This window comes from Methanosphaerula palustris E1-9c, from assembly GCF_000021965.1.
Classification (GTDB): domain Archaea; phylum Halobacteriota; class Methanomicrobia; order Methanomicrobiales; family Methanospirillaceae; genus Methanosphaerula; species Methanosphaerula palustris.
Window position 1 is genome coordinate 171370 of sequence record NC_011832.1, and the last position, 14346, is coordinate 185715.

Annotated in this window: 12 protein-coding genes and 1 tRNA gene; 7 read left to right on the forward strand and 6 right to left on the reverse strand. The window is 61.7% G+C overall.

The window, feature by feature from the left end; translation table 11 throughout:
- Positions 1-8 precede the first annotated feature (8 nt).
- Positions 9-896, forward strand: coding sequence for an ABC transporter ATP-binding protein (locus tag MPAL_RS00745; protein WP_012616857.1), 888 nt, complete (start codon positions 9-11; stop codon positions 894-896).
- 150 nt (positions 897-1046) lie between these two features.
- On the opposite strand, the gene MPAL_RS00750 is transcribed toward MPAL_RS00745, so the two are convergent.
- Positions 1047-1120, reverse strand: a tRNA-Lys gene (locus tag MPAL_RS00750).
- A gap of 91 nt (positions 1121-1211) precedes the next feature.
- Here MPAL_RS00750 and MPAL_RS00755 point away from each other — a divergent pair.
- The 3 genes from MPAL_RS00755 to MPAL_RS00765 are packed head-to-tail and all read left to right on the forward strand — an operon-like array spanning position 1212 to position 4937.
- Positions 1212-2681 (forward strand): DHH family phosphoesterase, encoded by a 1470-nt coding sequence (locus MPAL_RS00755; RefSeq protein WP_048144975.1) that lies wholly within the window; start codon positions 1212-1214, stop codon positions 2679-2681.
- Entirely contained in the window at positions 2671-3291 is a 621-nt protein-coding gene (locus MPAL_RS00760) for a 6-hydroxymethylpterin diphosphokinase MptE-like protein (RefSeq protein ID WP_012616859.1), read from the forward strand. Before MPAL_RS00755 ends, MPAL_RS00760 begins: the two co-directional genes overlap by 11 nt.
- A 2-nt stretch (positions 3292-3293) precedes the next feature.
- Entirely contained in the window at positions 3294-4937 is a 1644-nt protein-coding gene (locus MPAL_RS00765) for a radical SAM protein (protein WP_012616860.1), read from the forward strand.
- Positions 4938-4952: 15 nt separating this feature from the next.
- Here the strand turns inward: MPAL_RS00765 and MPAL_RS00770 are convergent, their stop codons facing one another.
- Positions 4953-6086, reverse strand: coding sequence for a CBS domain-containing protein (locus tag MPAL_RS00770; protein ID WP_012616861.1), 1134 nt, complete (start codon positions 6084-6086; stop codon positions 4953-4955).
- A 52-nt stretch (positions 6087-6138) separates the two neighbouring features.
- Here MPAL_RS00770 and MPAL_RS00775 point away from each other — a divergent pair, with 52 nt between their 5' ends.
- A complete protein-coding gene (locus tag MPAL_RS00775) occupies positions 6139-6396 on the forward strand; it encodes a PRC-barrel domain-containing protein (protein ID WP_012616862.1) in 258 nt (85 codons plus the stop codon).
- Positions 6397-6618: 222 nt separating this feature from the next.
- Complete coding sequence (locus MPAL_RS00780) at positions 6619-7350, forward strand: tRNA(His) guanylyltransferase Thg1 family protein (RefSeq protein ID WP_012616863.1); 732 nt, start codon at positions 6619-6621, stop codon at positions 7348-7350.
- Here MPAL_RS00780 and ileS read toward each other — a convergent pair.
- Entirely contained in the window at positions 7333-10515 is a 3183-nt protein-coding gene (ileS, locus tag MPAL_RS00785; protein WP_012616864.1) for an isoleucine--tRNA ligase, read from the reverse strand. The two genes, MPAL_RS00780 and ileS, sit on opposite strands and share 18 nt — an antisense overlap.
- Positions 10516-10605: 90 nt before the next feature.
- Here ileS and MPAL_RS00790 point away from each other — a divergent pair, with 90 nt between their 5' ends.
- On the forward strand, positions 10606-11076 hold the full coding sequence (locus tag MPAL_RS00790) for a TIGR00725 family protein (RefSeq protein WP_012616865.1): 471 nt from the start codon (positions 10606-10608) through the stop codon (positions 11074-11076).
- Here MPAL_RS00790 and MPAL_RS00795 read toward each other — a convergent pair.
- The 3 genes from MPAL_RS00795 to MPAL_RS16430 are packed head-to-tail and all read right to left on the reverse strand — an operon-like array spanning position 10988 to position 14261.
- On the reverse strand, positions 10988-12874 hold the full coding sequence (locus MPAL_RS00795; protein WP_048144977.1) for a molybdopterin biosynthesis protein: 1887 nt from the start codon (positions 12872-12874) through the stop codon (positions 10988-10990). The genes MPAL_RS00790 and MPAL_RS00795 overlap by 89 nt on opposite strands.
- A complete protein-coding gene (locus MPAL_RS00800; protein WP_012616867.1) occupies positions 12868-14088 on the reverse strand; it encodes a molybdopterin molybdotransferase MoeA in 1221 nt (406 codons plus the stop codon). The genes MPAL_RS00795 and MPAL_RS00800 overlap by 7 nt, the downstream gene beginning before the upstream one ends.
- Positions 14088-14261, reverse strand: coding sequence for a hypothetical protein (locus MPAL_RS16430; RefSeq protein ID WP_012616868.1), 174 nt, complete (start codon positions 14259-14261; stop codon positions 14088-14090). The genes MPAL_RS00800 and MPAL_RS16430 overlap by 1 nt, the downstream gene beginning before the upstream one ends.
- Positions 14262-14346: the final 85 nt, after the last annotated feature.

The window sequence follows — 14346 nt, forward strand, 5'->3', positions numbered from 1 at the left end:
AGCGAAGTATGATAACTGCCCGGTCGCTGGTCAAGGACTATGACGGGTTCATGGCACTGAAGGGGATCAGTTTTGAACTGCAGAAGGGTGAGATCTTCGGTGTGATCGGGCACAACGGGGCCGGCAAGACCACGCTCTTAAAGATTATGGCCGGTCTGGTGAAGCCGACCTCCGGTGAACTGTCCATCAACGGGGTGGACGTGATCCGGGACCCCGGCACCCTGAAGGCCAGCCTCGGGTACCTCCCCGAGGAGTCGCGGGTCTATGAGACGATGACCGTCCCCGACTATCTCCGGTTCTTCGGCGAGCTCTACGGGCTCGACCTTGCGACGATCCGGTCCCGACAGAAGACGCTCCTCACTGCTCTCTCCCTTGAGGACGAGGGAAAGAAGATCGGCGAGCTCTCCAAGGGGATGCGCCGGAAGGTGGCGATCGCCCGTTCCCTGATCCATGATCCCGATCTGCTGATCTATGACGAGCCGACCTCCGGTCTCGATCCGATGACCTCCCGGTATATCAGTGACTACCTTCGTTCGCTCCGAGACCAGCAGAAGACGATCGTGATGTCTGCACACAACCTCTTTCAGGTGGAGGCGCTCTGCGACCATGTGATGATCCTCCGCCGGGGCGAGATCATCGCATTCGGTTCGATGCACGAACTCCGCGAGCAGTTCGGCTCGCTCACCTACCACCTCTTCTTCTCGCTTCCGCCGGGGATCAGTCTGGATCCGATCTGGGAGGCGGTGGTCGAGGGGGCTGGGTATATGACCGCTGCCACCGACCTCGCTGCTATGAATCGGCAGACCGAAGTGATCACTGCTGCCGGCGGCCGGGTGGAACGGATTGAGTCCCATTACCCCTCGCTTGAGGAGATGCTGGTGAAGATCGGAAAATGAATGTCGGCGCCCGTTGACAACCGGGCTCTCCCTCTCTTTTTTCAGCGGATATGGATCATCAGAGGAGTACCTGCCGTCCTTCGCATTGTACCAGAAGAAACGTAACCGTCGGGGGGCATGACATGAGAAGAATCGACAATCAAATGATAGCGGGCCTGAAGGGATTTGAACCCTTGGCCTACGGATTAAGAGTCCGTCGCTCTACCGAACTAAGCTACAAGCCCACCAGTTGACCTACTATGATTGATCACCCAATGGTATAAGCCTATCGGATTCCCCTACCTTAATATCCTGACAGATACCACCTCTCATCATATGCCTGAACCTGACCAGCGAGACGACCCGGGTGAGGTACAGTATATGATACTCGGGTGCGGGAGTATTGGCTACAATGTGATTGAGGAACTGGCCAAGGAGACCTCCAGCATCAGGGTCGTCGACAGGGACGAGAAGAGGGTCAAGGATCTGCTCGATCAGAAATATGAGGCTGAAGTTCGGGATCTGAAGGGCCCGGGACTGCTCGACGGGTTGCCGGTCCCTGACGTGGTCTTTGTCCTCTCGAACGAAAAAGATGCCAACCTTGCGGCGGTTCAGGCCATCAAGGCACGCTATCCTGGCACTGAGATCATTGCGCGGGCGATGGATCCGACCTCGGTCGGGGTGCTTCAGAACGCCGGCGCCGAGTTCGTCCTCTACCCGCAGGAGGTGGTGGCCAAGGCGGCGGTGCACCAGATCCGCAGGCTCCATGCGACGCGGATCGCACAGCGGTTGCAGCATCTCTTTGTGGGCTGGGAGGGGACGCTTGGGATCGTCACCCATAACAATCCGGACCCGGATGCGATCTCCAGTGCGATGGCGCTCGCAGCGATCGCGCGGGTCTCCAGCGATAAGAAGGTGACCTGTCGGATCCTGTACGAGGGGAACATCGGTCATCAGGAGAACCGGGCGTTTGTGAACCTGCTCGACATCAAGATGGAGCGGCTCACCCCGGAGGTGCTTCGGGAGTGCAAGTATCTGGCGCTGGTCGACTCGTCCATCCCCGGGGTCAACAACAGTCTCCCCAAGGGGACGCACGTGCACATTATCATCGATCACCACCGGGCCGAGGAGAGTGAATCGGTACATGCCGACTTCATCGATATCCGTCCAGGTATGGGGGCCACCGCCTCGATGATGACCCAGTACCTGCAGGAGATGGATATCACCATCGATAAGAAGCTCGCCACCGGGCTGCTCTATGGGATCCGAGCCGATACTCGTGATTTCCGTAGGAATGTGACTCCACAGGACCTCAACTATGTCGCTTTTCTCCTTCCCCTGACCGATTCCGATCTGCTCGACCGGATCATGTCCCCGTCTCTCTCCAAGGAGACGCTGGACATCCTCGGCAATGCGATCATGAACCGGGTGATCCGGAGCGGGTACCTCTTCTCCAATGTCGGGTATATCCGGAACCGCGATGCCCTTCCCCAGGCCGCCGACTATCTGATCAACCTCGAAGGGGTGAACACGGCGCTGATCTACGGTATCGGGGATACCGGTATCCTCGTATCAGCGCGGAGCCGGGATGTCCGGATCAACCTAGGAAACGTGATCAGCGAGGCGTTCGGTGAGATCGGGGATGCCGGCGGGCATCCGAACATGGCCGCAGCTGTCATTCCGCTCACCTACTTTGCGATGGTCGAGAACAAGGAGGCGCTCCTGGCGTTGATCATCGATCCGATCCTGAAGAGGTTCGAGAACATTGTCGGGCTGGAGAAGCAAGAGGGGAGAAATGATCTTTAGGGACTGGGAACCCCTGTACCTGGAGATCCTGGACTATTTTTCATTTTCACGCGAAGAGGACGAAGAGGCCGCCCGACTGCTCGCCTCGCTGGTCGCCGTCGACGCCCTCCCTGACTTAAAAAAACTGATCCTGGGGCGGACCGTCACCGTCTGTGGGAACGCCCCGTGCCTGCTCGATCAGATCGATCAGGTGGAGGGGACGATCCTTGCCGCCGATGCCGCCGCCGAGGTGCTGTACACGCATGGAATCCGGCCTGACGCGGTCTTCACCGACCTGGACGGTGCGACCGACTGTTTCCTCTCGATGAACGAGGAGGGGACCGTGATGGTCGTCCATGCGCATGGCGACAACATGCCGCTCCTCTCCCACTGGGTTCCCCGGTTCAGAGGGCCTATGGTGACCACTACCCAGGCGACGCCCTTCGCCGCGGTCCACAACTTCGGAGGATTCAGCGACGGCGACCGGGCGGTCTTCACCGCCGATGCACTCGGGGCGACGAGCATCCGGATCCTCGGGTTCGACCTCGACGATCCCTCCGTCGACCCGGTCAAGCGGGGGAAACTCTTCTGGGCACGCAGGCTGCTCGCCATCCTTGGGTACAACCTCTGATCATGACCTCAAAGGCCGTGCTGCTGGACGGGTACGTGGACGAGCCGGCCTGTCTAGGTGTACCGCCGTACCTCTCTCCCGATGTCAGGGCCGCTGCAGGGGTGCTCTCTCAGCACGGCTACCAGGTCCGGTACCTGACGATCGACCAGCTCCGGACCGACCCGGCCATGGCCAGGGTCCTGACCAGCGCCGATCTGCTCGTGATGATCGCGGGAGTGACGGTGCCCGGGAAGTACCTGGGCGGAACGCCGGCGACCCTGAACGAGATTCAGCAGATCGGGGCGATGACCGGTGCGGCCGAGAAGGTGATCGCCGGACCGATCGGGTTCGGGTTCTCCGGGCAGGGAGGGGAGCGGGCCGTGAAGGCCACGGTCAGGGGGTTCGATACCCTGCTGCCGGGATCGCCCTCAGCCGCGCTTGATGCCCATCTGCAGGGGCTGACCCCCGACGGGACGATGCATTACCTGGATTATGATCGATGGGCTGCTGCAGGGGCTGGCATCATCCCCCAGCACCCGTCGTTCCCAAACCTGGTCTGCGAACTCGAGACGGCCAGGGGGTGTGCTCGGCAGGTGACCGGCGGGTGCTCGTTCTGTACCGAGCCGTTCTACGGGCCCCCCCAGTACCGGTCCGTCGCCGGGGTGCAGGCAGAGGTTGCGGCCCTCGCGAAGGCCGGCGCCCGCCACTTCCGGCTCGGCAGGCAGCCCGACCTGCTGGCCTATCAGAGCGGTAGCGGGGAGTACCCTGAGCCGGATCCCGCGGCGATCGAGGCCCTCTTCTCTGCGATTCGGGAGGCGGCCCCCGACCTGGCCACCCTCCATATCGACAATATGAACCCAGGGACCATCGCCCGTCACCCGGAGGCGTCGGCCGCGGCTCTGGCAGCGATCATCAGCCGTCACACCCCCGGGGACGTGGCCGCGTTCGGGATGGAGACGGCCGATCCGGCGGTGGTCAGGGCCAACAACCTCAAGGCAGCGCCTGAGGAGGTGCTGGAGGCGATCAGGATTGTAAACGCTCTCGGAGCGGTCAGGAACCAGGGGATCCCGGAACTGCTCCCTGGACTGAACTTCGTCTTCGGTCTGGCCGGGGAGACGGCCGCGACCTTCGACCTGGACCGCCGGTTTCTGCGGCAGGTGCTCGACGAGGGGCTGCTCGTGCGGAGGATCAACATCAGGCAGCTGATGCCGTTCGAAGGGACCAGGGCCTATGCCGAGAACACGCTCGGCCTCCACCAGCCCCTCTTCAAAAAGTTCAAGGAGGAGGTCCGGACGACGATCGATCTGCCGATACTCGAAGGGGTCTTCCCACTAGGAACCATCCTCTCAAACCTGATCATCGAGCAGTCGGGCTCCCCCTCGTTCGGGCGGCAGATGGGGACCTATCCGATCCTCGCCGGCGTCCCGCTGCCGTTGCCGGTCGGGACTGTGCTGGACGTGGTGGTGGTCGGCCATGGGATGCGGTCGCTGACGGTTCTGCCCTGCCCGGTTCCGGTGAACACGTTGCCGGCTTCGGCGCTGGTCTCGATCCCCGGGATCGGCAGGAAGCGGGCCCGATCGATCGCCGGGATGAGACCGTTTCGGGACCTCGCCGCCTTCTCAGCGGTGGCCGGCTCGACCCCGATCGATCACCTGCTCCTCTTTTAGAATCAGAGCCCCGGGTCAGACTTCACGGAGCTGCATCACTTTGATGATATCGGTCCTGGTTACAAGCCCGACCAGTTCGGTGTTCTCCAGCACCGGGATCCGCCCGATGTTCCGCTCGGACATCACTCTGAGCGCCTCTGCCACTGGTGCCTGTGGCGGCAGTGAGACCACCTCCCTGGTCATCAGGTCCCGCACCTGCAGGGCGTCCCGGTCGATCGGCGAGGCCCGGTGCAGGTCGGAGAGGGTGATCATCCCGACCACGATCCCCCGGTCGACCACCGGGAACCCGAGATGCTTGGTGGCATACATCTGGTCGAGCATCTCCAGGACCGGGGTCTGTGGAGAGACCGTCATCACTGCAGTGGACATCACGGCCCCGAGGGTCAGGTCCTGCAGCAGGGAGGTGTAGCGGACGGCTGACGACTCCTGGCTGGCTCCGATATAGATGAAGAACGCGATGATGATCAGGATCGGGTTGAATGCCAGAAACCCGAAGATCCCGAAGAAGACCGCAAAACCTTTGCCGACCTCGCTGGCGATCCTGGTCGCCCTGGTCGCCGGCATCCGCTGGGCAAGGAAGGCCCGCAGTACCCGGCCGCCGTCCATGGGGAAGGCCGGCAGCAGGTTGAACGCGAAGAGGATCACATTGAGCAGCCCGGTGTAAGCGAAGAGGAAGATCAGCACCCCGGCGATCGCCGGCGACTCGACGATCAGCGGGATCAGGTAGATGATCCCGATCGAGAGGATCCCGAGACCGAGGGAGGTGAGTGGCCCGGCCAGGGCCATCGGGAGTTCGACCTTCGGGTCGGGCGTCCCCTCCTCCATCGATGAGACTCCGCCGAAGAGGAAGAGGGTGATGTTGTTGATCCGGATCCCCCGCTTCTTTGCGATCACTGAGTGGGCGACTTCATGGACCAGCACCCCGGCAAAGAGACCGAGGGCGATCAGGGCCCCGAGCAGGTACGGGGCCGGCCCCGTCGTGATCAGGGATGAATCGATCGTGACCGAGAAGATCTGGGCCAGGAGCTGGACGGTCGTTTCGATCTGGCTGCCGATGATCCAGGCGAAGAGGGGGATAACCAGCAGAAATGTGAAGTGAAGATAGATCGGAATTCCTAAAATACGTCCGATTTTGAGCGATCCTTCCATGTGAAAGGATCACCTTTTTTACTTTTATAGTATATACCTTCAACCGATAGTGATGAAGACCCAAGTCACCGAAGTTCTAGGATTGAGCGTATATACCGATAAGGCTGTTTTTGTAGGGGATGTTGATGATGTGGTGATCGATCTCGATGGAAAGAAGATCAAGGCGCTCGCCCTCGGCAATCTGAACCTGGATATCGTCGATATCAAGGGGTACAAGGGGCTTCAGATCCCGTACCGGATGATCCGTTCCATCGGTGACATCATTCTGATCAGACATATGTCAGGGGTCTTCAAACAGACACCGAAATGAACGGGGCCGGGTGGCAGGACTCATCACAGACGACGTTCCTGTTGAACGTACCTTCCCTGACCGATTATAGACTCAAATAGGTCAAAACCGGTCTATTTGGGAAATAACTGCGTTTAACTCTTCGAAGAATCCAGTGGATTCTTCTCATGTCTGCTTCCCTTCAGATGGGTGAACCAGACAGGTATCAATCAGTAGATCTTCGACTTATCTGTGCATTGTTCTATGAATGATAACCGGGAGATCTTCAGTACCCTCGCCGCCATCCCCCCGCTCTGGGTCCGGCTCGACGGACGGGCGTTTCACAGCCTGACGGCAGACCTCGCTCTTGAGCGGCCGTTCGACCTTCGTTTCTCAGAGGCGATGGCGACGACAGCTTCGGCGCTGGTCGGGAGCAGCGGTCTCTCCCCCTGTTTTGCCTATACCTTCTCAGATGAGATCAGCCTCTATTTTACGGGTCTTCCGTTCGGTGGCAGGGTCGAAAAGATCGATTCTGTGGCCGCTTCCTACGCAGCCAGCGCTCTTACGCTGGCCCTCGGGGTGACCTCCCCGCTGTCCTTCGATGCGCGCGTGGTCTTTGCGACCCCGACCTCGGCCCGGGAATACCTGATCAACCGGCAGCAGGAGGCCTGGCGGAACCATATCAATGCCTACTGTCAGCATGCACTGATCAGTGAGGGACTCTCCTCACGGGAGGCGGCATCCCGGCTACGGGGGTTACCGGGGAAGGCCCTGCACGACCTGATGCATGAGCGGGGGGTGAACCTCGCCGAGACGCCGGCCTGGCACCGGCGGGGGCTGATGGCCAGGACTGCGGACGTGACCGTGTCGGGTTATAATCCGATCAAAAAAGAGAAGGTGACGACCATTCGGCATCGGGTCGTCATCGACCGCGACCTGCCGCTCTTCTCGTCACCAGAGGGAGAGGTTTTCCTCTCCTCAGTTCTCGGCCTTTGAGAGGCCCATCGTCATAGTGACCTCTTCGACCTCCCAGGTCTGGGAGGCCAGCCAGGTCTGCTCAGCGAGAGGACCGTCATGGATCATCAGGGCCGTCGCCCGGACGTCATCGCTGATCCGACTGATCCACGGCTGGACCAGGTCGACGACCTGCTGGTCGGCGATGGCGACCTCGGCGGTGATCAGATCTTCGACCTTCAGCCCGGCCTGTCTGCGCATCTCCTGCAGCCGGCGGGTCACCTCCCGTCCATAGCCCTCTCCTTCGAGTTCTGGCGAGAGGGTCACGTCCACGTAGACGGTTGCATCCTGCATCGGGGCAGTGAAGACATTCTCTGGCAGGTGTTCGGCGAAGGTCACCTCTGCGCCGGTGATCGTGTAGGAGTTTCCGGCGGCATCGGTCAGCACCACCTTGCGGCCGGCGTCCATCTCACCCTTCAGCCAGGCCGCGTCCGCCTGCTCGATCAATCCCTTGACAACCGGTCCGTTCCTGCCGTAGGTCGGGCCGATCTTCTTCATCACCGGTTCAGCCTGCCAGCCGATCCGATCCCAGCGACCCCTGGCCACCGCCACGATCCGACTGTTCGCACGGGACCTGCAGATCTTGTTGTTCGCCTCGATGGCTGATGCGACTGTTTCACTTTCCGTCACGACCACGCACTCGGCCACCGGCCACCGGAGCTTCCGCTTGCCGGCCTGCCGGGCGTTGGCGACCCCGTCATCGAACGACCTGATGATCGCCGTCGCCTCCTCGAGGTTCCTGTCGATCAGTCCCTGGTCTCCACTCTCCCAGTCGAGCATATGGACACTCTCCGGATCCCCCTGTTGTTTCAGGTTCTGGTAACAGGTCTCGGCGATATGAGGGGCGAACGGGGCGATCAGCACCAGCAGTTTCCGCATCACGTAATACATCGTCTCATAGGCGTCCTGCTTACCCTGATCCTCCCCTTCCAGCCACATCCTGGGCCTGACCAGCTGCACATACCAGCGGGAGAGGTCCTCGAGGATGAACGAGAGGATCGCCCTGGTCGCCCGATGGAGCGTGCATTCGTTCATCGCCTGGGTCACCGTCACGGCCAGCGAGTTGACCGTCGATATGATCCAGCGGTCCTCTGATGGCATCGCTGCGTATCGCCTGGTGATATACTCCCCGTTCCATATCTCTTCATTAGATTCGGGAACGAACCCATCGAGGCTCATATAGGTGAGTGGGAACCGGTAGACGTTCCAGAGCACATTGATCGTCCGGTGGACCGTCTTGACCCCGTCCCAGTTGAACTTCAGGTCGTCCCAGGGCGCGTTGGCCGAAAGGACATAGAACCTGAGTACATCAACCCCGTACTTCGCGACGACCTCCTCGGGGGTGATCATGTTGCCGAGGCTCTTGCTCATCTTTTTACTGTCCGCGTCCAGGGCGAACCCGTGCATCAGCACTCGTTTGTACGGGGCCTTGTCAAACGCACAGGTCGACGCCCCGAGCTGCGAGTAGAACCATCCGCGGGTCTGGTCCTGCCCCTCAATGATCAGGTCGGCCGGCCAGAGGCGGTCGAACTGATCATGCTCGGCAGGGAAGTCCAGAGTGGCCCAGGATGCCACCGCCGAGTCGAACCAGACATCGAAGATGTCCTTGACCCGGTGCATCGCTCCCCCGCATTCACAGGGGATCGTGATCTGGTCCACGTACGGGCGGTGTGGGTTCGGCACCGGGACGCCGCCGGCCTCCTCGAGTTCATGGATCGTGCCGATAACCCGCCGCTTTCTACAGGAATTGCACTGCCAGACCGGGATAGGGATCCCCCAGTACCGCTGCCGGGAGATACACCAGTCGCGGGCCTCCCCAACCCAGTCTGCGAACCGTGCACTTCCTGCCCAGTCGGGATACCAGGTGACCTGCTTGATCTCCTCGAGCATCTGCTCCTTCACCTGAACGATCTTCAAAAACCACTGTTCGGTGGCCCTGAAGATGATCGGGGTCTTGCAACGCCAGCAGTGGCCGTACCGGTGGACGACCTCCTGCTCGGCGAGCAGGTGATCCCCGAGCGCCTCGAGCACCTGTCCGTTCGCCTCCCTGACCGGGAGCCCGGCGAAGATTCCTGCTTCGGGGGTGAACTGGCCTGCACCGTCCACCGGGCAGAGCATCGCGAGCTTTTCCCGCACCCCGACCAGGTAATCGTCCCAGCCGTGGCCTGGTGCGATATGGACCAGCCCGGTGTTCTCAAGCGCGACATAGTCGGCGGTCACGACCCGGTGTTCGACCGTCGCCTGCACCGGCACCTGCTCGACCAGCGGCGAGGTGTAGGTGAGCCCGACCAGTTCGGTCCCTTTCTGCGTGGAGATGATCGAGAAGTCCTGGTATCGCCCCTTCTTCAACACCGGTTTCACCAGATCCTCGGCGATCCAGAGCACCTCCTCGACCCCGTTCCTGACGGCCCTGACCCGGGCATAGATGATCTCCGGGTGGACGGCGACGGCGACGTTGGCCGGGAGCGTCCAGGGGGTCGTGGTCCAGATCACCAGGTATTCATGCTCCTTTCCGGTCACCGGGAACTTCACAAAGACTGAAGGGTCGTGCTCGTCCCAGTATTCCACCTCTGCGTCGGCTATGGCGGTCCCGCACCGAGGGCACCAGTTCACGACCCTGTGTCCGATCTCCAGCATCCCCCGCTTGTCGGCCTGCTGTAAGGCCCACCAGGCCGCCTCGATGTACGAGGGTTTCAGGGTCTGGTACGGGTTGTCGAAGTCCATCCAGATCCCGAGCTTCTTGAACTGGGCGCTCATCACGTCCCGGTTTGTCTCTGCAAAGCTCCGGCACTCCTCGATGAACCGCTCGATCCCGAACTGCTCGATATCCTTCTTGGAGACGAACCCGAGTTTCTTCTCCACCTGCACCTCGATTGGGAGGCCGTGCATGTCGTAACCTGCCCGGGCGATCACGTTCCTGCCGGTCATCCGGTGGAACCGGAGGAGGCTGTCCTTGATGATCTTGTTCCAGGCGGTACCGAGATGGATATGACCAGTGGTGTACGGCGGACCGTCGACGAAGAAGAACGGCCGGTCACAGGCATGGCGCTGCAACACCTGCCGGAAGGTCTCATGTGTATGCCAGTATCCCTGCACCCGCTCCTCGAGTTCAGCGGGGTTGTAACTCCCGGTGACTTCCTTCACCATGTTCTCTCACGATCCATAGAATGAAGATACGTAGTATCTGAGAGTGAAAGTAGTTTTTTGCCTGCAGGCCTCCTATCACAGCAGGATAGTATGCAGATCGCAGTGATTGGGGCAGCCCAGTGCAGTGACGATGAGGAGGAGGCGGCCGTCCGTGTCGGCCGGGCGATCGCTACAGGCGGGGCCGTCCTCCTCTGCGGTGGGGGCGGGGGCGTGATGGAAGCGGCATCCCGGGGCGCCGCCGGGTGCGGAGGGCTGGTGATCGGGATCCTCCCGGACACCGGTGATGGAAACCCGTATCTCTCGGTGGCGATCAGGACCGGTCTTGGACACGCACGAAACGTGGTGCTGGTCCAGTCGGCCGATGCCGTGGTGGCGATCGGGGGGTCGTACGGCACGCTCAGCGAGATCGCGATCGCGGCCAAGACGAAAAAAGAGGTGTTCGGGTACCGGACCTGGGACCTGCCCTGTGTGATCAGATGCGAGGGTCCGGAAGAGGCTGTGGACGGGGCACTTCGCGCAGCACGCCTGTCTCCGCGGTCCGATATCCCCCCATCCGGGTGAGCACCGAGAGGAAGGCCGGTGACCTGACCGCCCGGATCAGGGTCTGGACACGGGGATCGTCGAGCATCCGCTTCTCGATGGCCAGTTCGTACCGCTCGGTGGCCAGGGGCTGGAACTTCAGGTCCAGGGCTGCGGCGGCACTGTAGACGCAGAGGCCGAGATCGGCCTCGCCTGACCTGACGGCGACTGCAACCGCCAGATGGGTGGTCACCTCATGATCGTAGCCCCGGATCGTGGCCGGATCGATCTGATGTTCGTGCAGGTAGTGGTCGAGGAGCATCCTGGTCCCTGACCCCTGCTGACGGTTCACAAAAGTATACTTCCCGATATCCTCGATCGAGAGGCCAGTCGTCGAGACGAACCCCTGCTCCCGCTCCGCCACGCAGAGGAGGACCAGGTCGTCCTCTGGCAGGTACTGCTGCAGGTAGGGGATGTTGTAGGTCCCGTCCGGGGCCAGGAGGTGCATCGGAGCGGCATGGCACTGGTGCTGCCGCAGGGTCAACAGGCCGCCCATCGAGCCGACATGGGTAGAGTGGATGATCACCCCCTCGCCGCTGACCAGCGAGGCCAGGTGGTCGATCGCAGGGTCGTGGCTGCCGATGATCAGCAGCGCCCGTTCAGCCAGGGCCTCGGAGACAGTCAGCTGCACCCGAACCTCGTCGCCGGCCATGATCCCTTCCTGGTCGGCGGCGAGCTGCAGATAACCGTTCGAGCGGACCATGCTCATCTGGACGCCCGCACCCCGGGACTGGGGGACGGCCACCCACCGACCATCGATCTCGCCTGCCGAGACGAGCACGAACTCGTCAGATCCGACTTCCTTCTGCACGGTCCTGGTGAGCGAGGCCTGGATCGCCGGGTACTCGGGCGGTTGCAGCCCATAATCCTGCAGGGCAGGGATCACCAGTTCGCGCATCACCGTCAGCGCGGAGAGCGGGTATCCCGGGAGACCGATCACCGGCTTTCCCTGAATACTGCCGATGATCACCGGCTTCCCCGGCTTGATGGCGACCCCATGGACCAGCACCTCCCCCAGGTCCCCAATCACCTCGGCTGTGAAGTCCTTGGTCCCGGCCGATGATCCGGCCGAGATGATCAGGAGGTCGTTCTCGCCAACCCCGCGGACGATCGCCTCCCGGATCAGATCCTGGTCGTCGATCGTGATTGGGTACAGGTGCGTGGAGACCTCCATCGATCGCAGCCAGGCGGCGGCAAAGAAGCAGTTGCTTTCGACCACCTGGCCGGGTTTTGGCCTCTGTCCGTGCTCGATCACCTCACTGCCCGTCGGAATCAATCCGATCTGAAATTCGAGCACCTCGATCCCGGTCACCCCATAGCCTGCCAGAGCCCCCAGGTCGGTCGGGACGATCAGGTGTGCGGCCGGCAGGATCATCTCGGTCTCGCTGATCTCCTCGCCGGCCGGGCGGATGTGCTGCCAGGGCGCCGCCGCTTTTCTGATCGTGTAGGTTTCGCCCTCGATCCAGACGTCCTCGATCATGATCACGGCATCGTACCTCGGGGGGACCACGTTGCCAGTGTTCACCCTGAGAGCATCGGGGAGCGTCACCGGATGCTGTTCGCTCGCTTTGACAGTATCGGCACTCCTGACTGCGATCCCGTCCATCGCTGAAAGGTGGATCTGCGGCACCGAATAGGCGGCCATGATCGGCTCGGCCGTCACCCGTCCGACGGCCTCTTCGAGCGGAACGACCTCGGTCTTTTTGGTGGCCGGCATCAGGGTCGCCAGAACCCTGCGGGCCTCTGCCAGCGAGACCACCTGCAGGTATCGGGTCACCACAGCAGCACCTCCACCGGTGTGCCGGCCTCCATCCCTTCAGCCCCTGCCGGGATCCTGATCAGCCCGTCGGACCTGACCAGCGTGTTCAGCAGCCCGGACTTTCCGAAGAGTGGAGTGGCGACGGTTTTCTTCCCATCATCCCGGTCGAGGCTGACCCTGATATAGTCCTCCCGCCCCCGGGTGGAGGGGATGTTCACATTCAGCACGGCTGTCTCCACCCTGGACGGCCGGGGACCTCCCCCGGTAAGCCCGCCGAAGAGGTGGATACCGAGGACCATCAGCACTACATAGGCCGAGGCCGGGTGGCCGGGGAGGCCGATCACCGGGACGGCGCCGGCCTTCCCGATGATCGTCGGTTTTCCTGGAGCAAGGGCAACCCCATGCACCAGCACCGATCCTGCCCTGGCGATGACCGTCGCGCCATGGTCTCGGGCATCCTTGGAGGATCCTCCTGAGATCAGCACCCCGTCCGTCTCGACGGCTGCCCGGTTCAGCACCTCTGCGAGCGCCTCCTCCTCGTCCCTGACGATTCCGTACGATCGTGTCCTGCATCCACAACTCTCAGCGACCGTCCTGCAGAGATAACTGTTCACGTCCCGCACCTGACTTCCCGAAGGCGTGGTCCCGACCGGTACCACCTCGTTGCCGGTGGAGATGATCCCGATCAGGGGCCTTCTGTAGACCTCGACCCGGGTCCGACCGACCGCGGCCAGGGCACCGACATCCTGCGGTGAGAGGCGTGTCCCGCCAGGGAGAACCTGTTCTCCTGCTTTGAAGTCCTCCCCCTGCAGGATCAGGTTCTCGCCTGGGGCCACCGGCTTCTGAACCAGTACCTGGTCGCCGAGCTCCTCGGTGTACTCGATCATCACCATCGCATCGGCCCCTGGAGGGATCATCCCGCCGGTCGGGACATAGACACACTCCCCGCGCCTGATCGGAGCGGTGGTTCCCTCCCCCATCAGCACGCGGCCGGTGCACCGGAGTATCGTCGGTAATGCTTCGCCCGCTCCGCTCGTCTCCGCCGCGATGACGGCGTATCCATCCATCACGGATCTGGTGAACCCCGGGATGTCCAGGTCAGCCGTCACATCCTCTGCGAGCACCCGGCCTCCGGCCTCTTCCAGGGGGATAGTCTCTGTGGAAACAGGCCTGGCGATCGAGGTTATAGTCTGCACCGCCTCCTGTACGCTGACCACCTGCAGAAATTTTGGCATCAGAAACAGCCCAGCTGGCACCCTCTGATCTTCACCCCGTGTTCGTTGCAGTAGGCCCCCAGGTCCGCCCTGCTGATACCGTACTCTTCGGCGATCCGAAAAGCCTCCGGACACCTGATCTCGGTTGTGATTCCCATCTCTTTGAGGATCTCTTCGATCTTGTTTGCATCCATACTACCAATCGTACAGGCAGTTCAGGAACATAGGTTTTACGGAGGGTCGAGGGTGAAAGGTTCATCATCGCTGAAGATAAATTAT

What these genes read in the sequence shown, in the direction of transcription:
- MPAL_RS00745 (WP_012616857.1), top strand. Translation starts at nt 9, where the DNA reads ATGATAACTGCCCGGTCGCTGGTCAAGGACTATGACGGGTTCATGGCA.
- MPAL_RS00755 (WP_048144975.1), top strand. Translation starts at nt 1,212, where the DNA reads ATGCCTGAACCTGACCAGCGAGACGACCCGGGTGAGGTACAGTATATG.
- MPAL_RS00760 (WP_012616859.1), top strand. Translation starts at nt 2,671, where the DNA reads ATGATCTTTAGGGACTGGGAACCCCTGTACCTGGAGATCCTGGACTAT.
- MPAL_RS00765 (WP_012616860.1), top strand. Translation starts at nt 3,294, where the DNA reads ATGACCTCAAAGGCCGTGCTGCTGGACGGGTACGTGGACGAGCCGGCC.
- MPAL_RS00770 (WP_012616861.1), bottom strand. Translation starts at nt 6,086, where the DNA reads ATGGAAGGATCGCTCAAAATCGGACGTATTTTAGGAATTCCGATCTAT.
- MPAL_RS00775 (WP_012616862.1), top strand. Translation starts at nt 6,139, where the DNA reads ATGAAGACCCAAGTCACCGAAGTTCTAGGATTGAGCGTATATACCGAT.
- MPAL_RS00780 (WP_012616863.1), top strand. Translation starts at nt 6,619, where the DNA reads ATGAATGATAACCGGGAGATCTTCAGTACCCTCGCCGCCATCCCCCCG.
- ileS (WP_012616864.1), bottom strand. Translation starts at nt 10,515, where the DNA reads ATGGTGAAGGAAGTCACCGGGAGTTACAACCCCGCTGAACTCGAGGAG.
- MPAL_RS00790 (WP_012616865.1), top strand. Translation starts at nt 10,606, where the DNA reads ATGCAGATCGCAGTGATTGGGGCAGCCCAGTGCAGTGACGATGAGGAG.
- MPAL_RS00800 (WP_012616867.1), bottom strand. Translation starts at nt 14,088, where the DNA reads ATGCCAAAATTTCTGCAGGTGGTCAGCGTACAGGAGGCGGTGCAGACT.
- MPAL_RS16430 (WP_012616868.1), bottom strand. Translation starts at nt 14,261, where the DNA reads ATGGATGCAAACAAGATCGAAGAGATCCTCAAAGAGATGGGAATCACA.